Origin of the sequence: uncultured Microbacterium sp. (genome assembly GCF_945952435.1) — a bacterium.
Taxonomy (GTDB): Bacteria; Actinomycetota; Actinomycetes; order Actinomycetales; family Microbacteriaceae; genus Microbacterium.
The window spans coordinates 95,178-114,517 of record NZ_CAMFHZ010000006.1 but is presented as its reverse complement, the minus strand read 5'-3'; the positions used below and the strand labels follow the sequence as shown (position 1 = coordinate 114,517).

General features: G+C 70.8%; 18 protein-coding genes and 1 tRNA gene. 13 read left to right on the top strand and 6 right to left on the bottom strand.

What is annotated here, in order from left to right:
• The first annotated feature begins 102 nt into the window (after positions 1-102).
• The 3 genes from Q0P88_RS04825 to Q0P88_RS04815 all read left to right on the top strand — a co-directional run bounded on the left by Q0P88_RS04825 (position 103) and on the right by Q0P88_RS04815 (position 2,850).
• Entirely contained in the window at positions 103-990 is an 888-nt protein-coding gene (locus Q0P88_RS04825; RefSeq protein WP_295011636.1) for a MetQ/NlpA family ABC transporter substrate-binding protein, read from the top strand.
• Positions 991-1,123: 133 nt separating this feature from the next.
• Complete coding sequence (locus Q0P88_RS04820) at positions 1,124-2,191, top strand: methionine ABC transporter ATP-binding protein (protein ID WP_295011634.1); 1,068 nt, start codon at positions 1,124-1,126, stop codon at positions 2,189-2,191.
• Positions 2,191-2,850 (top strand): methionine ABC transporter permease, encoded by a 660-nt coding sequence (locus Q0P88_RS04815; RefSeq protein WP_295011632.1) that lies wholly within the window; start codon positions 2,191-2,193, stop codon positions 2,848-2,850. Before Q0P88_RS04820 ends, Q0P88_RS04815 begins: the two co-directional genes overlap by 1 nt.
• Here Q0P88_RS04815 and Q0P88_RS04810 read toward each other — a convergent pair.
• Positions 2,837-3,811, bottom strand: a complete 975-nt coding sequence (locus Q0P88_RS04810; protein WP_295011630.1) for a pseudouridine synthase — start codon at positions 3,809-3,811, stop codon at positions 2,837-2,839. The genes Q0P88_RS04815 and Q0P88_RS04810 overlap by 14 nt on opposite strands.
• Before the next feature lie 524 nt (positions 3,812-4,335).
• On the opposite strand from Q0P88_RS04810, the gene Q0P88_RS04805 reads away from it, so the two are divergent.
• Entirely contained in the window at positions 4,336-5,289 is a 954-nt protein-coding gene (locus Q0P88_RS04805; protein ID WP_295011627.1) for an aldo/keto reductase, read from the top strand.
• An 18-nt stretch (positions 5,290-5,307) separates the two neighbouring features.
• The gene (locus Q0P88_RS04800) at positions 5,308-6,261 is read left to right on the top strand and encodes an NADP-dependent oxidoreductase (RefSeq protein WP_295011626.1); all 954 of its coding nucleotides are present in this window, start codon (positions 5,308-5,310) and stop codon (positions 6,259-6,261) included.
• Positions 6,262-6,267: 6 nt separating this feature from the next.
• Here Q0P88_RS04800 and Q0P88_RS04795 read toward each other — a convergent pair whose 3' ends face one another.
• A complete protein-coding gene (locus tag Q0P88_RS04795; RefSeq protein ID WP_295011624.1) occupies positions 6,268-6,777 on the bottom strand; it encodes a MarR family winged helix-turn-helix transcriptional regulator in 510 nt (169 codons plus the stop codon).
• The gene (locus Q0P88_RS04790) at positions 6,774-7,274 is read right to left on the bottom strand and encodes a GNAT family N-acetyltransferase (protein WP_295011622.1); all 501 of its coding nucleotides are present in this window, start codon (positions 7,272-7,274) and stop codon (positions 6,774-6,776) included. Before Q0P88_RS04790 ends, Q0P88_RS04795 begins: the two co-directional genes overlap by 4 nt.
• Before the next feature lie 114 nt (positions 7,275-7,388).
• On the opposite strand from Q0P88_RS04790, the gene Q0P88_RS04785 reads away from it, so the two are divergent.
• The 6 genes from Q0P88_RS04785 to Q0P88_RS04760 all read left to right on the top strand — a co-directional run bounded on the left by Q0P88_RS04785 (position 7,389) and on the right by Q0P88_RS04760 (position 12,881).
• Positions 7,389-7,460, top strand: a tRNA-Gln gene (locus tag Q0P88_RS04785).
• A 1-nt stretch (position 7,461) separates the two neighbouring features.
• Positions 7,462-8,892: a bifunctional UDP-N-acetylglucosamine diphosphorylase/glucosamine-1-phosphate N-acetyltransferase GlmU gene (gene glmU, locus Q0P88_RS04780; RefSeq protein WP_295011620.1), complete on the top strand. Its 1,431-nt coding sequence runs from the start codon at positions 7,462-7,464 to the stop codon at positions 8,890-8,892.
• A 10-nt stretch (positions 8,893-8,902) separates the two neighbouring features.
• Positions 8,903-9,940, top strand: a complete 1,038-nt coding sequence (locus Q0P88_RS04775) for a ribose-phosphate diphosphokinase (protein ID WP_295011618.1) — start codon at positions 8,903-8,905, stop codon at positions 9,938-9,940.
• Positions 9,941-9,996: 56 nt separating this feature from the next.
• Positions 9,997-10,482, top strand: coding sequence for an FMN-binding protein (locus Q0P88_RS04770; RefSeq protein WP_295011616.1), 486 nt, complete (start codon positions 9,997-9,999; stop codon positions 10,480-10,482).
• A complete protein-coding gene (locus Q0P88_RS04765) occupies positions 10,483-11,355 on the top strand; it encodes an FAD:protein FMN transferase (RefSeq protein ID WP_295011615.1) in 873 nt (290 codons plus the stop codon).
• On the top strand, positions 11,352-12,881 hold the full coding sequence (locus tag Q0P88_RS04760) for an FAD-dependent oxidoreductase (protein ID WP_295011613.1): 1,530 nt from the start codon (positions 11,352-11,354) through the stop codon (positions 12,879-12,881). Before Q0P88_RS04765 ends, Q0P88_RS04760 begins: the two co-directional genes overlap by 4 nt.
• Before the next feature lie 72 nt (positions 12,882-12,953).
• Here the strand turns inward: Q0P88_RS04760 and Q0P88_RS04755 are convergent, their stop codons facing one another.
• The gene (locus Q0P88_RS04755; protein WP_363316496.1) at positions 12,954-14,558 is read right to left on the bottom strand and encodes an ATP-binding protein; all 1,605 of its coding nucleotides are present in this window, start codon (positions 14,556-14,558) and stop codon (positions 12,954-12,956) included.
• 4 nt (positions 14,559-14,562) lie between these two features.
• Positions 14,563-15,297, bottom strand: coding sequence for a response regulator transcription factor (locus Q0P88_RS04750; RefSeq protein WP_295011611.1), 735 nt, complete (start codon positions 15,295-15,297; stop codon positions 14,563-14,565).
• Positions 15,298-15,466: 169 nt separating this feature from the next.
• On the opposite strand from Q0P88_RS04750, the gene Q0P88_RS04745 reads away from it, so the two are divergent.
• Both Q0P88_RS04745 and Q0P88_RS04740 read left to right on the top strand, forming a co-directional pair.
• Complete coding sequence (locus tag Q0P88_RS04745; protein ID WP_295011609.1) at positions 15,467-17,020, top strand: ABC transporter permease; 1,554 nt, start codon at positions 15,467-15,469, stop codon at positions 17,018-17,020.
• Between the two features lie 49 nt (positions 17,021-17,069).
• Complete coding sequence (locus tag Q0P88_RS04740; protein WP_295011607.1) at positions 17,070-17,774, top strand: ABC transporter ATP-binding protein; 705 nt, start codon at positions 17,070-17,072, stop codon at positions 17,772-17,774.
• 71 nt (positions 17,775-17,845) lie between these two features.
• Here Q0P88_RS04740 and gndA read toward each other — a convergent pair whose 3' ends face one another.
• Complete coding sequence (gene gndA, locus Q0P88_RS04735; RefSeq protein ID WP_295011731.1) at positions 17,846-19,249, bottom strand: NADP-dependent phosphogluconate dehydrogenase; 1,404 nt, start codon at positions 19,247-19,249, stop codon at positions 17,846-17,848.
• Between the last annotated feature and the right edge of the window lie 91 nt (positions 19,250-19,340).

Sequence of the window (19,340 nt, the reverse complement as noted above, 5' to 3'; positions counted from 1 at the left end):
GCGAGCACGGGAGGCTGTGACGCCGTGTGACACCTCGATTCGGGAGGGATCCGATCCCACGCATAGCGTGACGGAGTCCCCCAAGAGAGGAAACCCACCGTCATGTCCCGTCGTCTCACCACCGTGCTCGTGGCCGCCACCGCGGCCGCCGCGCTCGCCTTCTCGCTCGCCGGCTGCTCGTCCGCGTCCTCCTCGGACAAGACCGTCAAGATCGGAGTCGTCGGCAAGAGCGACCCGCAGTGGCCCGCCTTCGTCGCGGCCGCGAAGAAGGACGGCATCGACGTGCAGCTCGTCGACTTCCAGTCCTACGACAAGCCCAACCCGGCCCTCACCGAGAAGGACCTCGACCTCAACGAGTTCCAGCACATCGTCTACCTCGCGCAGTACAACGTGGCCTCAGGGCAGAAGCTCGTCCCGATCGGATCCACCGCGATCTACCCCCTCGGCCTCTACTCCAAGAAGCACGACAGCGTGAAGGCCATCCCCGCCGGCGGCAGCGTGGCGGTTCCGAACGATGCGTCGAACCAGGCCCGCGCGCTGCTCGTGCTGCAGTCCGCCGGACTCATCTCGCTCAAGAGCGGCGGCACCGCGTTCAGCGACATCGCCGACATCGACACGGCGAAGTCGAAGGTCAAGGTCACGCCGCTCGAGGCCGCGCTCATCCCCAACGCGCTGCCCGACGTGGACGCCGCGATCCTCAACAACGACTTCGTGACGAAGGCCGGGCTGACCTTCAAGGACGCGCTCACCACCGACGACGCGAAGGACGCCCAGGCTCAGCCCTACGTCAACATCTTCGCGTCCCGTCCCGAGGACAAGGACAACGCGACCTACCTCAAGCTCGTGAAGATCTTCCAGACCGACAAGGCCGTGCAGGCGGGGCTCAAGAAGTCCTCCGGCGACACCGCGGTGCCCGTCGCCCTCGACGGCGCCGACCTGGAGAAGGTCCTCACGACCGTCGAGAAGGACGCGAAGGATCACCGGAGCTGATCCCGGACCACCGTTGCCCGCCGCAGAGAGCGGAACCGGGCGTCGCGCTCCTGCGTCGCCCGGTTCCCTCTGCCCGCCGCCGGCGGCCCGCTCGCGCGCGGGCCACGGCATTCACGAAGCGAGAAGGACCTCCATGCCGATCGTCAGCCTGAGAGGCGTCACCAAGACCTATCCGCCCACCTCCCGCGATGGTGCGCCCGTCGTCGCGGTCGACGACGTCACCCTCGACATCGAGCAGGGCGACGTGTTCGGGATCATCGGGTACTCCGGTGCGGGCAAGTCCACCCTGGTGCGGCTCATCAACGCGCTGGAGCCGACCACGAGCGGAAGCCTGACCGTCGACGGCACCGACATCACGACCCTCTCCGAGCGGGAGCTGCGCGACGTCCGGAGCGGCATCGGGATGATCTTCCAGCAGTTCAACCTCTTCGCCGCGAAGAGCGTGCGGGCGAACGTCGCCTACCCGCTCAAGCTCGCGGGCTGGGCCAAGGCCGACATCGAGGCGAGGGTCGCAGAGCTCCTCGCGTTCGTCGGTCTCTCGGACAAGGCCCGATCCTTTCCCGAGCAGCTCTCCGGGGGTCAGAAGCAGCGCGTCGGGATCGCCAGGGCCCTCGCGACGCGTCCCGCGATCCTGCTCGCGGACGAGGCGACCAGCGCACTCGATCCGCAGACCACGCACGAGGTGCTCGAGCTGTTGGCGCGCGTGAATCGGGAGCAGGGCGTCACGATCGTCGTCATCACGCACGAGATGGACGTGATCCAGACCCTCGCGACGAAGGTCGCCGTCATGGAGGCGGGGCGCGTGGTCGAGCAGGGGGACGTGTTCGAGGTGTTCTCGGCGCCGCAGAACCCGGCCTCGCAGCGCTTCGTCGGCACCGTCATCAAGGGGGTGCCGAGCCCCACCGAACGGTCCTCGCTGGCCGCACGGCACGAGGGCCGCCTCGTCACGTTCTCCTTCCGCGACGGCGACTCCTCGCAGGCGCAGGTGTTCCTGGATCTCGCCCAGGCCGGGCTGCCGTTCGAGCTGGTCTACGGCGGCATCAACGACATCCGCGGGCGGGCCTTCGGGCATCTGACGCTCGCGATCCGCGGTGCGGACGAGGTGATCGATCGGGCGCTCGCGACGATCCGCACGCACGCGACCGTGACCGAGGGCGTCGATGCCGTCGACACCTCCGCGTCCGACGAGGAGGTGCGCTGATGGATCGGCTCTTCGAACTGCAGCCGGAGTTCTGGCAGGCCGCCGTCGAAACGCTCTACATGGCGACGATCGCGCTGGTGATGAGCGGCATCCTCGGCACGATCATCGGCGCGGGGCTCTACGTCACCCGCCCCGGGGGGCTCCTCGCGAACCGCGCCGTGTACGGCGTGATCGGACTGGTCGTGAACTTCTTCCGACCCATCCCGTTCGTGATCTTCATCGTCGTGCTCACCCCGCTGACCCGGGTGGTCGTGGGCACCAGCATCGGCGTGAACGCCGGTGCCTTCGCGATCGGGATCGCCGCGTCCTTCGCGATCGGCCGCATCGTCGAGCAGCACCTCGTCTCGGTTCCGGCCGGGGTTCTCGAGGCGGCCAGAGCCATGGGCGCCGGCCCGTGGCGGATCCTCTTCACGGTCGCCATCCCGGAGGCGCTCGGACCGCTCATCCTCGGCTACACGTTCGTGGTGGTCGCTCTCATCGACATGACGGCGATGGCCGGGGCGATCGGCGGCGGCGGCCTGGGCGCCTTCGCCCTCGACTACGGTCTGCGCCAGTTCGAGCCGTACGTGATGTGGGCGGCGATCGTGCTCATCGTCGTGTTCGTGCATCTCGTGCAGACGCTGGGCACGTGGCTCGCCCGGCGGATCATGCGCCGCTGACGCCGGATCGGGCCGATCCGCTCCGCGGAGCGTCCTGCAGGGTGCGCCGTGTGACGAACGCCCGCGGCGCACCCGTCAGCGGATCGGTGAAGCGCAGCTCGCGGGCGAGCAGCTGCAGGGGGCGGGCGATGTCGTCCGGCGCCTCGGGGAGGAGGTCGGGATAGAACCCGTCGTGCAGGATCCCTGCGCCGAGTTCGGCGAGGTGCACGCGCAGCTGGTGCATCCGGCCCGTGTGCGGGCGCAGCAGCGTGTGCAGCACGCGATCGTCGGAGCCGAGGAGCTCGATGAGAGTCTCGGCGTTCGGTTCCCTGGTCGGATCGACGTGCACGCGCACGTTCCCGCGCAGCTTCTCGATGTGGTTGCGGTGCACGAGCGGGAAGGGGCGTCCGCCGAGCGCGGGGGACGACGGATCCCAGCCCTCCGGCAGCAATGAGACGGCCTCGTAGACCTTCGCGACCTCGCGCCGCTCGAAGAGCAGCTGGTACGCGCCGCGGGTGACCGGCCGCGTCGAGAACATGAGCAGGCCCGCCGTCGCGCGGTCGAGGCGATGGATCGGCGTGAGGTCGGGGTTGTCGAGCGCGTTGCGCAGCCGCACGAGCGCAGAGTTCTGCAGGTACTTGCCCCCGGGCGTCGTCGGCAGGAAATGCGGTTTGTCGACGACGACGAGATCCGCGTCCTGGTGGAGGATCTCGACCTCGAACGGGATCTCCTTCTCGACCGGGGGCTCGCGGTAGTACCAGACGAAATCGTGCACGCCCAGCGGAGTGTCGCGGGAGAGCGGCGTGCCGTCGAACGTCACGATCTCGCCCCGGTCGAACCGGCCGAGCAGTCGCTCGGGGTCGAGGTGGAAGAAGCGCTCGACCATGTAGGCGCCCACCGTGGGCCACGGCCCTTCTGCGGGCACGCGCAGCCGGGTCGCGCCGACGCCGTCGCGCACGGGCAGGGGAGAGCGCATCGCCATTCCGCCCAGCCTAGTTCTGTCGGGGTGTCGGATCTGTGGGGTTGTTGGGTCCGTTGGGTTGTGGGATTGTGGGGTTGTCGGGTCTGTTGGTCTGTTGGTCTGTTGGGTTGTTGGTCTGTTCCGAGTCCGTGGTCCGGCTTGCTCCCCGTGACTTGCGCGATATGTCGGCCAGGGTCCGGTGTGTCGGTCCTGATCGGTGCAGCGGTCCTACATTCGTGCATCACGCCGCCCCTCCGTCTGGGACCGCGGCCCGGCCTCCGTCGCTCCCTCGCCTCGCCACTGCCTCGCCTGTCACTCGCCACCACGCTGCGATATGTCGGCCAGGGTTCGGTATATCGGCCGGGATCCGCGCACCAGTCCTGCCTTCCTGCACCGGGCCGACATATCGCGGGCGAAGAAGGCCCAGAGCGAGCGGCAAGAGCGAGCGACCAGCGACCAGCGACCAGCGCCGATGGCCAGAGCCAGGGGCGAGCCCGAGCGGTGTGCCAGGAAATAGTCATCGGGGTCCGGCGGTTGCGCCGAGTATGACGCGCATCGGATCCAGTGACCTCTCCGTCTTCCCCCTCTCCCTCGGAGGCAACGTGTTCGGCTGGACCGCCGACCGGGACACGTCCTTCGCGGTGCTGGACGCCTTCACCGCCGGCGGAGGGGACTTCGTCGACACCGCCGACTCGTACAGCGCCTGGGCGCCGGGGAACAGCGGCGGGGAGAGCGAGACGATCCTCGGTGAATGGCTCGCCTCGCGCCGCCCCGCAGGGACCGTCGTCGCGACGAAGGTGAGCCAGCATCCGCAGTTCCCCGGGCTGTCCGCGGCGAACGTGCGCCGCGCCGCGGAGGCGTCGCTGGGGCGGCTCGGCGTGGACGCGATCGATCTGTACTACGCCCACTTCGACGACCCGTCCGTGCCGCTCGAGGAGACCGTCGCGGCCTTCGGCAGGCTCGTCTCGGACGGACTGGTGCGGTACGTCGGCGTCTCGAACTACTCGGCGGACCGGATCCGCGAGTGGGATCGGATCGCTCGCGAGACCGGTGTCGCACGCCCGGTCGCCGTGCAGCCGCACTACAACCTCGTGCACCGCAACGACGTCGAGGAGAGCATCGCCCCGCTCGCGACCGAGCTGGGCCTCGGGCTCGTCCCGTACTCGTCGCTCGCGAGCGGCTTCCTGACCGGCAAGTACCGCTCTACGGACACCGCGGGCCAGACCTCACCGCGTGCCGGAGGCGCGGCGAAGTACGCCACGGCGCACGGACTGCGCATCATCGATGCCCTAGAGGAGATCGGCGACGCGCACGGAGCCTCGATCGCGTCGACGGCGCTCGCCTGGCTGCGTGCGCAGCCGGCGGTCGTCGCGCCGATCGCCAGCGCTCGCACGGTGGACCAGGTGCCGGATCTGCTCGTCGGAGGACGTCTGGAGCTCGCTCCGGACGAGATCGACCATCTGCGTCGCGTCTCCGAGTGGTCCCCGGCGCAGGCCTGACGGCGAAGGGGAAGAGACATGCGTGCAGCGGCATACACCGGAGCAGGATCCGCGGCGGAGGTCGTCTCGATCCAGGAGATCGCGACGCCGGAGCCCGGGCCGGGCGAGGTGCTCGTGAAGGTGGCGGCGGCGGGGCTCAACCCGGTCGACGTCAAGATCCGCGCCGCCGGCCACGACTTCGGCGCGATCCGCTACTCTGCGCATCCCGGATGGGACGTCGCAGGGACGGTCGTCGCCGCCGGAGAGGGCGTGCAGGAGTGGAGTGCCGGCGACAGGGTGTTCGCGCTCGCCGCGTTCCCCGAGGCCGCGCACACGCTCGCCGAGTACGCGGTCGTACCGGCGACGGATCTGGCCGCGCCTCCTCGCCGCTGGACCGCGGCGCAGGCCGGGGCGGCGCCCCTCGCCGCGCTGACCGCATGGCAGGCGCTCGACGCCGCAGGGATCGGAGACCGTGCCGAGGGGCGCCGCGTGCTCGTGCTCGGGGGCGCCGGGGGAGTGGGGCACCTCGCCGTGCAGCTGGCCGCGTCGCGGGGAGCGCACGTGATCGCCACGGCGAGCCCTGCCAAGAGCGCGCTCGTCGCCGGCTGGGGCGCCGCCGAGGTCGTGGACTACCGGGACAAGGCGGCGCTGTCCGCGATCGGGCCCGTCGATGCCGTCATCGTCACGGTGGACGGTGCACCCCCGCACGGGGCGATCGGGCAGGGCACAGCCGTCGTCACGATCACCGGTCTCTCGAAGGAGCAGGAGGAGCGGCTGCGCGAGGCAGGAGCGGATCCGGTCACGCGGATCCTCGTCTCCGCCGACGGCGCTCAGCTCGCGCGCATCGCCGCGCTCGCAGACGCCGGAGCGCTGACGGTGCACCTCGACGCGACGTATCCGCTCGACGAGCTTGCCGCAGCGCAGGAGCGCGTCGAGACCGGCCGGGTGACCGGCAAGGTCGTCGTCCTGGTCGATGCGGACGCCGACGCCTGACCCGGTTCAGGCGTCGAAGCTGAGGCTGAGCTTTCGCAGCAGAGTGGCGAGTCGCTCGCGGTCGCCGCGGGGAAGTGCGGAGAGCAGGGTCGCCTCGGCGTCGACGAGCCGCGTGATCGCCGCGTCGACGCGCACCCGGCCGTCGTCGGTGAGCGTGACGTGCACGCTGCGTCCGTCGTCGGGATCCGCCTCGCGGCGCACGAGGCGGCGTCCGACGAGGCGGTCGATCCGGTTCGTCATGGTGCCGCTCGACACGAGCGTCTGCTGCAGGAGCTGCTTGGGACTCAACTGGAAGGGGGAGCCGGCGCGTCGCAGCGCCGAGAGCACATCCCACTCCCAGGGCTCCAGGTCGCTGCGGCGGAACACGTCGCGGCGCGCGCGGTCGAGCAGCCGGGAGAGCCGGTCGACGCGGGAGAGCACCTCGAGCGGCGAGAAGTCCAGATCAGGGCGCTGCGTGTTCCATGCCGCGACGATGCGGTCGACCTCGTCTCCGGTGCGCTCGTCGGCGATGCTCATCCGGCCATCATGACAGAAGCGCGATCGGGGGCCGGGGCGAGCGCGAGGGTCAGGAACACACTGTGCGGATCCGGCGCATAGCCGCCGAAAGGGCCGGAGGGGCGGAACCCTGCTCGCTCGTACAGACGGCGTGCGGGCCGGAAGAAGTCGGAGCTCCCCGTCTCGAGCGAGACGCGCTGGATGCCGCGTGCGCGGGCGTCGGCCAGGAGTGCTCGGAGGAGGGCGACCGCGACGCCCCTGCCTCGGAACGACGGTGCGGTGCGCATCGACTTCAGCTCCTCGTGGTCCGGTTCGAGCGCCGCGAGGGCACCCGTGCCGGCCAGGACGCCGTCGAGCGTCACCGCGAACAGCCGTACGTCCGGGCACAGCAACGCCGCGAGCGGGCGGGCATGGCGGCTCTCGGGAGGTGCCGTCGGCTCCAGGTCGCGAAGGTGATCGGCGAGGAAACCGGACAGCTCGGGAGTGCCGGTCCGGACGCGGGCGATCGTGAGGGTCATGCCTCCAGCATCGCCGGGATGTGTTGCGGAGCGATGTCCGTCTCGTTCCGTCCGGATCACACCGCGCCCGCATGGCAGACTTGAGACGCGGGCGTCGCAGGGCGACGGCCGCGGTCCGCCGTAGTGTAACGGCAGCACGACAGCCTTTGGAGCTGTGAGGTTCAGGTTCGAATCCTGGCGGCGGAGCATGACGCAGAACACGCTCGCCATCATCGTGCTCGCGGCCGGTCAGGGCACGCGCATGAAGTCGCGCCTTCCGAAGGTGCTGCATCCGATCGCGGGACGTCCGCTCGTGGGTCACGTCCTCGCCACGGCCGGTCACCTGCACGCCGAGTACATCGAGGTCGTCGTGCGGCACGAGCGCGACCGGATCGTCGCGGCGCTCGCCGAGGACCACCCCGGCGTGCTCTTCGTCGATCAGGACGAGATCCCCGGCACGGGCCGGGCCGTGCAGCTCGCCGTCGACGCCCTGCCCGCGGACTTCGCCGGGGACGTGCTCGTGCTTTCCGGTGACTGCCCCCTCGCGGATGCCGACACGCTCGGCGCGTTCGTCGCGGAGCATCGCGCCGCCGACGTCCCGGCGACCCTGATGACCGCCGTCGTGGCGGATCCGACCGGGTACGGGCGCATCGTGCGGGACGCGGACGGCGACGTCGACCGCATCGTCGAGCAGAAGGACGCGACACCGGAGGAAGCAGCGATCCACGAGATCAACGCGGGCATGTACGTGTTCCGCGTGGAGACGTTGCGCCGCTACCTCCCCGAGGTCGGCAGCGAAAACGCGCAGGGCGAGATGTACCTCACGGACGTCCCTGGTCTGCTCCGCCGCGACGGTGCGCGCGTGGCCGCCTCGGTCGTCGCCGACGTCGCCGTGACGTACGGCGTGAACGACCGCGTGCAGCTGGCCGAGGTCGGGCGGATCATGAACGAGCGGATCCTGCGCCGCTGGCAGCGCGAGGGCGTGACGATCCAGGATCCGGCGACGACGTGGATCGACGACGACGTGACGCTCGCCCCCGACGTCACGATCCTGCCGAACACGTATCTGCACCGCGCCACGTCGATCGCGACGGGCGCGACCGTCGGGCCGGACACCACTCTCGTGAGCACGGAGGTGGGCGAGGACGCCGAGGTGCGCCGTTCCGAGGCGACGCTCGCCGTGATCGGGCCGCGGGCGACGGTGGGACCGTTCTCCTACCTGCGCGCGGGCACGACCCTGGGCGCGGACGGCAAGATCGGCGCCTACGTCGAGACGAAGAACGCGCAGATCGGGGACGGCAGCAAGGTGCCACACCTCTCTTACGTGGGCGATGCGACGGTCGGGCGCGGCGTCAACCTGGGAGCCTCCACGATCACGGCGAACTACGACGACGTGAACAAGCACCGCACGGAGATCGGCGACGAGGTGCACACCGGGTCGCACACGGTGCTGGTCGCGCCCGTTAGGCTGGGAGACGGTGCGAAGACCGGTGCAGGAGCCGTCGTCCGCAAGGACGTCCCGGCCGGTGCTCTCGCCATGAGCGTCGCCCCTCAGCGCAACATCGAGGGGTGGGTCGAGAAGAACAGAGCAGGCACCGCGGCGGCTGAGGCCGCGTCGCGGGCCGATTCGGCGGAATAAGGCGGGTCCGATGGGGCGCAAGAAGAACACGACGGTCGAGCTGGATCGCGACAACGACATCGCGCCCGGTCTGGTCGCGAAGACCAAGAAGCGGCTCGTCGTCGCCGGTGGCCGCTCGCACCCCGACCTGACGGCCGCCGTCGCCGCAGCGCTGGGCACCGAGATCGCCCCCGTGGAGCACCGCACGTTCGCATCCGGCGAGATCTACGCACGCTTCGAGGTGTCGATTCGCGGCTGCGATCTGTTCATCGTGCAGTCCTTCGGGAATCCGATCAACGAGTGGCTCATGGAGACGCTCATCATGCTGGACGCCGCCAAGCGCGCCTCTGCCAAGCGCATCACCGTCGTCGCCCCCTACTATCCCTACGCCCGCCAGGACAAGAAGGGCCGGGGGCGCGAGCCGATCTCGGCCCGCCTCGTCGCCGACATGCTCAAGGTCGCCGGCGCCGACCGGGTCATGAGCGTCGACCTGCACGCGGCGCAGATCCAGGGCTTCTTCGACGGCCCGGTCGACCACCTCTTCGCCAAGCCCGTGCTGCTCAAGCACTTCGAGGAGACCCTCACGGCGGAGGATCGGGAGACCTTGACCATCGTCTCGCCCGACATGGGCCGTGTGCGGGTCGCCGACACCTGGTCCGACAGCCTGGACGCGCCGCTCGCGATCATCCACAAGCGCCGCGACCCCAAGGTCGCCAACCAGGTGTCCGTGCACGAGATCGTCGGCACGGTGGAGGGGCGCACCTGCCTCCTCGTGGACGACATGATCGACACGGGCGGCACGATCGTCAAGGCGGCGCAGGCGCTCAAGGCGAACGGGGCACGCAAGGTCATCGTCGCGGCGACGCATGCGATCTTCTCGGATCCGGCGAGCGAGCGTCTGCAGGATCCCGCGATCGACGAGGTGGTCGTGACCGACACCATCCCGTTGTCCGCATCGCGCCGATTCCCGGGTCTGCGCATCCTCCCGATCGCGCCGCTGCTCGCCACGGCGATCCGCCAGGTGTTCGAGGACGGCTCGGTCACGAGCATGTTCGACGGCGCGGCTTGACGTCGCACAACGACGCCTCAAAGCCGATACACAGCTGCATTGCTCAGGCTGTGCCCATGAACATCTCACCCGCCGTCCGTCAAGGATCCGCCTTCGTCGGCATCGCCGGTGCGCTGCTGCTGTCCGGGTGCGCCGCCGAGGTGTCCTCCGCGGAGACCCCCGCCTCCTCGGCGTCGAGCACCCCGCAGACGTCGGCGACGAGCACTCCGTCCGTCTCCTCCACCTCCGCGGCCACGTCCACGACCGAGTACAAGGACGGGACGTACGCGGCCGACGGCTCGTACCAGACCCCCGAGACGGTCGAGAAGATCTCGGTCTCCCTCACGGTCGCCGACGACACGGTCACCGCCGTGACGGTGACGGGCGATCCGCAGGCGCCGGAGACCAGGAACTACCAGGGCCAGTTCATCGACGGGATCTCCGCCGTCGTGGTCGGCAAGAAGCTCGACGGTCTGAGCGTCGACAAGGTCGCAGGGTCGTCGCTGACGGGCAAGGGGTTCAACCAGGCGCTCGACACGATCCGCTCCGAGGCCAAGGGCTGAGTGGACGCCTGGCGGTTCGAGGCCATCGGCACCGTCTGGGAGGTCGGCGTCGGAGCGGAGGCGCGCGCGCCGGCATCCGGTGAGCGCGACGCGATCCTCGCCGTCATCGACGACTTCGATCGCACCTGGTCGCGCTTCCGTGCGGACTCGCTCGTCCGCGCGCTCGCGCAGCAGCCCCAGGAGGTCCCGCTGCCGGCGGACGGCCGGGCGATGTTCGACGCGTACCAGGAGCTCTCCGCGGCGACGGGCGGCGCGGTGCAGCCGCTCGTGGGGGACAGTCTCGCGGCGCGCGGGTACGACGCCGCGTACTCGTTGCGCGATCGGGGCGCGCTCCCCGCGCCGGAAGCCTGGGAGGCGTCGCTGACCTGGACGGACGGCGCGCTCCGTCTGCGCACGCCGTCGACGATCGACGTCGGCGCGGTCGGCAAGGGGCGTCTCGTGGACATCGTGCACGACGTGCTCGGTGACTTCGGCCACGCCGTGCGGACCGTGGACGCGGGCGGCGACCTGCGCACGACGGGGCGCCCCCTGCGGGTCGGGCTCGAGCATCCGTTCGATCCCACCCGGGCGATCGGCATTGCGACGATCGCCGACGAGGCCCTGTGCGCATCCGCGGTGAACCGTCGTTCCTGGCCGGGGATCCACGGCGGGCTGCATCACGTGCTCGACGCCCGCACCGGGGAGCCGGTGCGGACGGTCGCGGCGACCTGGGCGATCGCGTCCGTCGCGATGCTCGCCGACGCGGCCGCCACGGCGCTCTTCTTCGACGGCGGGGAGGCGTTCGCGGGCCGGCACGGTGTGGAATGGGTGCGGATGACCACGGACGGCGTGGTCGAAGGGTCGGCCGGGGGCCGGGTGGAGGTCTTCGCATGATCGCATCGCTGATCGGCGCCCGCGAGCGGGTGCTCGGCCTGCTCGGCCGCCTCTCGATGTACCGCCTGACGCTCTTCGCGTTGATGCTCCTCACGGTGATCGCGGTGGTGCTCTCCGCCGTCGGGGCGATCTCGCCGACGCCGTTCGACCTTCTCGCCACCCTCGCCCTGCTCGTGCTCGCGACCTCCGCGACCGACGCGGTGGCGCAGACCCTGCTGCGGGTTCCGCGCCGCGCGGAGTCCTCGTTCATCACGGCGTTCATCCTGCTGTTCGTCGTGCAGCCGGGCGCCAATCCGGACCAGATCGGCGGGATCGCGCTCGCGGGCGTGGCCGCCGCCCTGTCCAAGTACGTGCTCGTCTGGCGGGGGCGGCATCTGCTGAACCCTGCCGCCGTCGGGGCGACCGTGCTGACGCTCACCGGTCTGGGCTTCTCGGCCTGGTGGGTCGGCACTCCCGCCCTCGCCCTGCCCGTGCTGATCCTGGGCCTGCTCGTGCTCTGGCGGACGGAGCGGATCCTGGTCGCGCTCGTGTTCGCCGTCGTGGCCCTCGCCGTCGGCACGACCCGGCTCGCGCTGCAGTCGGCGGCCGCAGGCCTTCCCGTGGATCCGCTCGGGACGCTGAGCCTGCTCCTGGTGCAGTCCCCGCTGCTCTTCCTCGGCGCGTTCATGCTCTCCGAGCCGCTCACCCTGCCCGCGCGGAGGTGGCAGCAGCTCCTCGTGGCGGTGATCGTCGGCGCTCTCGTGGGGTGGCCGATCCCGCTCGGTCCGATCACACTCGGTCAGGAGCGCGCGCTCCTCGTCGGCAACCTCGTCGCGGCCGTGCTCGTCGCGCGATCCGGCATCCGGCTGGTGCTGCAGGGGAGCCGGGCGGTCACGCCGACCGTGCAGGAGTTGACGTTCCGGGCACGGCGTCCGTTCCGTGCGGTCGCCGGCCAGTACCTCGAGCTGCAGGTGCCGCACCGGCGCCCTGACGCCCGGGGGACGCGGCGGGAGTTCAGCATCGTGTCCACGCCGGCCGAGCTGCCGATCGTGCGCATCGCCTATCGGCAGGCCGAGCGCTCCTCGTCGTACAAGCGGGCGCTCGGCGCCGCACAGCGCGACGACGTGCTCACCGCCACGGGCGTGTGGGGCGACTTCGTGCTGCCACGACGACGTCACGAGCCGGTTCTCCTCGTCGGGGCCGGGATCGGCGTGACGCCGCTCGTGGCACAGCTCGCGGCCGGGGACCGCGGCGACGCCGTGGTGGTGCTCGTCGCCTCCTCGGCGGACGAGGCTGCGTATCTGCCCGAGCTCGCCGCGTCGGCCTCGCGCGTGCTGGTCGTGACGCCCGAGCGCCCCGAGATCCTTCCCGATCGCGCAGAATGGGCCGGCGGCGGCCGCCTCGACGCCGCGCTGCTGCGGAACCTGGTGCCGGATCTCGCGCGCCGGCACGCCTACGTCTCCGGTCCTCCGCGCCTCATCGCCGAGATCGCACCGGCGTTGCGCGGTGCCCGCAGCGTCCGGACGGACGCCTTCGCCGGCTACTGAGGCCGCCGGCTATCGCGCGCCTGCGGCCGTGCCGCACGGGCGACAGGCCCGCAGCGACGCTCCCGGCGGTCCTCAGCGTCCGCCGAGCCTTCCGTCGAGGTCGTGGCCACCGCGGGAGGGTCGATCCGTGCCCTCCGCGACCGCGGTCTCGGCTGCCGTCTCGGGCGTGCGCGGCAGGCGCACCGTGAACACGGTCGATCCCGGTTCGCTCTGCACGGAGATGGTCCCTCCGTGACCGTCGACGATCGCCTTGGTGATCGAGAGCCCGAGGCCCGATCCGCCCGTAGCCCTGTTCCGCGAGCGGTCGCCGCGCGCGAACCGCGAGAACAACTCGTCGCGGACGGCCGGATCGATGCCCGGCCCGTCGTCGCTCACGCGCAGGACGGCGTGATCGCCGTCCTCGGCCACGGCGATCGCGATCCGCGTGCCGGCCGGCGTATGCGTCCTCGCGTTGGCCAGCAGGTTGGTCACGACCTGCTGGAGCCTGCCTGTGTCGCCGATGATCTCGACGGGCTCCTCGGGCACCTCGATCGCCCAGTGGTGCTCGGGTGCGGTGGGGCGCGCGTCCTCGACGCCCTCGATCGCGAGCCGGGACAGGTCGACGGTGGACAGGGTCAGCTCCCGACCCTCCTCGAGGCGTGCGAGGAGCAGCAGATCCTCGACGAGGCTCGTCATGCGCAGCGACTGCGCCTGGATCCTCTCCAGCGCCGTGTGCGCGGACGCGGTGGCGGGATCCTCCGGCACGCCGGGATCCCGGGAGGCGAGCGCCCGCAGCGACAGCTCGGAGTAGCCCCGGATCGAGGACAGCGGGGTGCGCAGCTCGTGGCTCGCGTCGGCGACGAACTGTCGCATCCGCTCCTCGTTGCGCTGGCGCACGGAGAGGGAGGCGTCGACGTGGTCGAGCAGGGTGTTCAGCGCGGCGCCCACGAGTCCCGTCTCGGTGCGCGGGTCGGCCTCCGAGGCGGGGACGCGCTCCGAGATCGAGACGTCTCCCCGGTCCAGCGGCAGGTTCGCGACCCGGTTCGCGGTCGCCGCGACCTCGCGCAGCGGTCGCAGGGCGAGGCGGATGGTGATCGCGGTGGAGAGCGCGAGCAGGATCAGCCCCGCGATCGTGGTGATCGCGATGACCGAGAAGAGCGTGGTGATCTGCGCCTCGGTGGCCGCACGGGGCAGCCCGGTGATGATCTGGTAGCCCGGTGCGGCGCGGATGGTCTGGTGCGAGAACTGGTAGTCGCCGAGCCCTGCGATCTCCTGGGCGTAGCGGTTCTGCGAGAGAGCGGTGATGACCTGGTTCATCTGCAGCGGGCTGAGATCCTGCGCGACGTGGTCGGCGCTCACGAAGGTGCCCGTCGCGGAGTTCTCGGTCACGACCATGACCAGCGTCCCGGTCTGCACGCCCGTCTGCCCGACGACGAGATCCGAGGCGTCGGGAAGCGAATGACTGAGCACGGTGCGCTGCATCGCCACCGCGGCGATGCCCTTGCCCGCCGACACGAGCTCGTCCTGCAGACGCCCGTTGAGCACGTTGCCGAGCACGACGCTCGTCGCGATCGCGATGACGACGAGCACGAGCGACACGAAGCCGGTCACGGCGGCCATGAGGCGCGCCTGCAGCGAGAGCGGCCCGCGGCCGCGCGCGGAGGACGGGTTCATGGTCGCCGGGGTGTCGAGCGGCACGACGTCACTGCTGCGGCGCCTTGATCATGTAGCCGACGCCGCGCACCGTGTGGATCAGGGGCACCTCGCGACCGGCGTCGAGCTTCTTACGCAGGTAGGAGATGTAGAGCTCGACGACGCTGGACCGTCCGCCGAAGTCGTAGCTCCAGACCCGGTCGAGGATCTGCGCCTTCGACAGCACGCGGCGCTCGTTGCGCATGAGATAGCGCAGCAGCTCGAACTCCGTGGCGGTCAGCTCGATCTCGTCGCTGCCCCGCACCACCTCGTGGCTGTCCTCGTTGAGGGTGAGATCGCCGACCTGCAGGATCGAGTCGCTCGCGTCCGCGGTCGCGCCGCCGGAGCGGCGGATCACCGCCCGCAGGCGTGCGACGACCTCCTCCAGGCTGAACGGTTTCGTGACGTAGTCGTCGCCGCCGGCGGTGAGACCGGCGATCCGGTCGCCCACCGCGTCCTTGGCGGTGAGGAACAGGACAGGGACCATGTTCCCCTGCTCCCGAAGGCGTCTGAGCACGCCGAGGCCGTCGAGGTCGGGCATCATGACGTCGAGGATGAGGGCGTCGGGACCGAAATCGCGCGCCACCTGCAGCGCATCGAGACCGGATCCGGCGGTGCGGACTTCCCAGCCCTCCATCCGCAGCGCCATCGCGAGGAGGTCGGTGAGCATCGGCTCATCGTCGACCGCGAGGATCCGCAGGGGAGAGCCGTCAGGGCGGCGCAACTCGGGCGCGTGATCGTTCATGAAGACCATTCTCCTCAATTGCCTATGAACCAACTATGAAGACCGAGGTCTCGGTGATCCCGCCGGTCGGAGGTGGACGTCGGCGCTTAGCGCGCGCATAGGTCCGTCATCATCCGGCCCCAGAACCGGCTCCTAGCTTCTCCTCATCACCGTGATGATGAGGAGAAGCATGTACGGGACATACCTGCGCCGCGAACTGGCCGGTCGCAAGAAGCAGACGGTCATCGTCGCCGTCGGTCTGGCCATCGCGATCGCCCTGGTGATCGTCGTGAACGCCCTGTCCGCGGGGGTCCGCGACGCGCAGACTCAGGCGCTCGCCAGCGTCTACGGCGTCGGCACGGACCTCACCGTCACGGGCGCCCAGGCGGAGCGCGGCAGCGACGGCGGTCAGCGCTTCGACTTCGGAGCCGGAGGGGGGAGGCAGGGGAGCGACGGAAGCAGCACGACCCTGAAGACCTCGGTCCTGCGCACGTCGCCGGCGCGGGGCACCCTCGACGCCGCCACGGTCGCCGCGGTCGCGAAGACCTCGGGGGTCGCGGCGTCGACCGGCGCGCTCAGCCTGACGAACCTGAACTTCGACGGCCAGGTCCAGCAGGGCACGCAGAGCGGCGGCACGGCGCAGCAGCCCTCGGCCGGGGGTACCGGGCAGGAGGGCTCGGCACAGGGCGGTTCGGGCGAAGGATCCGGCTCGGGTGAGCGCCCGCGCTTCGGCGGAGGCAGCTTCGGCATCAACTCGTTCACGGTGCTCGGGGTCGACCCGGCCGCAGGATCGACGGTGGGGCCGCTGTCGTCGGTGAAGGTCGCGTCGGGGCGCACGCTGCGCACCGCCGACGACGGCCAGCTCGTCGCGCTCGTCGACAGCACGTACGCCACCTCGAAGAGCCTGTCCGTCGGCAGCACGCTCGACGTCGGCGGGTCGACCGTCACGATCGTCGGGGTGGTGTCCTCCACGTCGGACACGGCAGACACCGCCGCGAACGTGTACCTGCCGCTGGGCACCGCGCAGAAGATCGCCGGCACGGGAGACGTCGTCTCGACGGTCTACGTCAAGGCGTCCTCCGCCGCGCAGATCGACGCGGTCCAGGCCGCGCTGACGAAGTCCGTGCCCACGGCCACCGTGAGCTCGCAGGCCGAGCTCGCCTCGACCGTCTCGGGCGCCCTGTCCAGCGCGGCCGGGATGATCTCCGGCCTCGGCACCTGGCTGTCGATCATCGTCCTCGCCGTCGCCGTGCTGCTGGCGGTGCTGTTCACGCTCTCGGGCGTGACGCGGCGTACGCGCGAGTTCGGGACGCTCAAGGCCATCGGCTGGTCGAACGGACGGATCGTGCGACAGGTCGCGGGGGAGTCCCTCGTCCAGGGCGTGATCGGAGGGGGCGCCGGCCTGGCGCTCGGTCTCGTCGGCGTGCTCGTCGTGAATCTCGTGCATCCGACGATCTCGGGGGCGAGCGCGGGCGGCCTGGCGCGCCGGGCATCCGCGGGATCGGGGGGCGCGGAATCCGCGGGCGGTCTCGCGGGCGGCGCCGGTGCCGGTGCACCGGGCGGCGGAGGCTTCGGCGGATTCGGGCGGTCGGTGCAGGACGTGGTGCTGCACGCGCCGCTCAGCGTGGAGATCCTCGTCGCCGCCGTGGGGCTCGCGATCCTCGGCGGTCTCGTCGCCGGTGCGGTCGGCGGCTGGCGTGCCGCGCGGCTGAGCCCGGCCGAAGCCCTCCGTTCCGCGGCGTGACGCGGACATCCGAACGAGATCCACGGCGTAGCAGAACACAGGAGAACACATGAGCACCATCGAGAACGCCCCGGTCGAGACGCCCGCGCTCTACCGCCTCACCGGCGTCACCCGCACCTACAAGGGCAACGGGAAGACCGTCACGCCGCTCATCGGCGTGAACGTCGAGATCGGATCCGGCGAGTTCGTCACGATCCAGGGGCCGACCGGGGGCGGCAAGTCGACGTTGCTGCAGCTCCTCGGCGCGCTCGACCGCCCGACCGGCGGATCGCTCGAGCTCTCGGGGACCGAGCTGTCCTCCGCGTCGAATCGGGAGCTCGGCCGGATCCGCGCCGAGGAGATCGGCTTCGTCTTCCAGGGGTTCAACCTCATCCCGACGCTGACGGCGAGGGAGAACGTCGCGATGGCCCTCGTCCCGACGAAGACGGCTCCCGCCGAGCGTCGGCGCCTCGTGGACGAGGCCCTCGCGCAGGTCGGTCTCGCGGATCGGGGCGACCACCTGCCGGGCGAGCTCAGCGGCGGACAGCAGCAGCGCGTCGCGATCGCACGGGCGATCGTGAAGACCCCGCGCGTGCTGCTCGCGGACGAGCCCACCGGGAACCTCGACGAGGAGATGCGCGACGAGATCCTCGACCTGCTCGAATCGCTGTGCGCCGGCGGGCTCACCCTGATCGTGGTGACGCACGATTCGGCGGTCGCCCGCCGGGCGCATCGGCGCCTCCGGCTGAAGAACGGGCACGTGACCGAGGTCTGAGCCGCCGGCGGCACCGAAAGGCCCCTGCACCCTCGGAGGGATGCAGGGGCCTTTCGGTGCGAGGGCGCAGGTCAGTGCGTGTCGACGGCATCCACCTCGGTCCGGTCGCCGGACCACTGCGTGTGGAAGGTGCCGGGCTTGTCGACGCGCTGGTAGGTGTGTGCGCCGAAGAAGTCGCGCTGACCCTGCACGAGCGCGGCGGGCAGGCGGTCGGCGCGGATCCCGTCGTAGTACGAGAGCGAGGACGAGAACGCGGGGGCGGGGATCCCTCCCTCCGCGGCCGCGACGACGACGCGGCGCCAGGCCGACTGTGCGCGCCCGATCGCCTCGGCGAAGTACGGTGCGGTCATCAGGACGGGCAGATCCGGCGTCTCGGCGTAGGCGTCCGCGATCCGGTTGAGGAACTGCGCGCGGATGATGCAGCCGCCGCGCCAGATCTTCGCGATGGCGCCGAGGTCGATGTTCCAGCCGTACTCGGCGGCGCCGGCGCGGATCTCGTCGAAGCCCTGGGAGTACGCGACGATCTTCGATGCGTAGAGCGCGAGGCGCACGTCCTCGATGAACGCATCGGGGTCCGCGACGGTCAGCGCGTGGTCAGGGCCCGGGAGGTCGGTCGCGACCGCGCGCTGCTCCGGGTGCGAACTGAGCGAACGGGCGAACGTGGCCTCGGCGATGCCGGAGACCGGGACCCCCAGGGCCAGCGCCGTCTGCACGGTCCACGCGCCGGTGCCCTTGGCGCCGGCCTGGTCGAGGATGACGTCGACGAGCGGCTTGCCGGTTTCGGCGTCGACCTGGCGGAGGACCTCGGCCGTGATCTCGATGAGATACGACTCGAGCTCGCCCTTGTTCCACTCGGCGAAGATGTCGGCGATCTCGGCGGGGCTCTTGCCCGTGCCCCGGCGGATGAGGTCGTAGGCCTCCGCGATGAGCTGCATGTCGGCGTACTCGATGCCGTTGTGCACCATCTTGACGAAATGGCCCGCGCCGTCGTGGCCGACGTGCGTGACGCATGGCTCGCCCTCGGCGACGGCCGCGATCGAGCGGAGGATCGGGCCGAGCGTGACCCAGGACTCGTCGGATCCGCCCGGCATGATCGACGGACCGTGCAGGGCGCCCTCCTCGCCGCCGGAGATCCCCGCGCCCACGAAGTTGATCCCGGTCTCGCGGACCGCCTTCTCGCGGCGGATCGTGTCGGGGAAGTAGGCGTTCCCGCCGTCGACGATGATGTCGCCGGGCTCGAAGACCTTGACGAGCTCGTCGATCACTGCGTCGGTGCCGGCCCCGGCCTTGACCATGATGATCGCGGTGCGCGGCTTCTGCAGCGCGTCGGCGAACTCCTGGTAGGAGTACGTCGGCACGAATCCGGACTCGGGGTGCGCCGAGACGAGCGCCTCGGTCTTCTCGGGGCTGCGGTTGAAGATCGCCACGGTGTTGCCCTCGCGGCTGGCGAGGTTGCGGGCGAGGTTCGAGCCCATGACGGCGAGTCCGACGACTCCGATGTTGGCTGCGGGAGTGGGCACGGTGATCTCCTCGTGTGTCCGATGGGGGAAGGGGTTCAGCGTATCG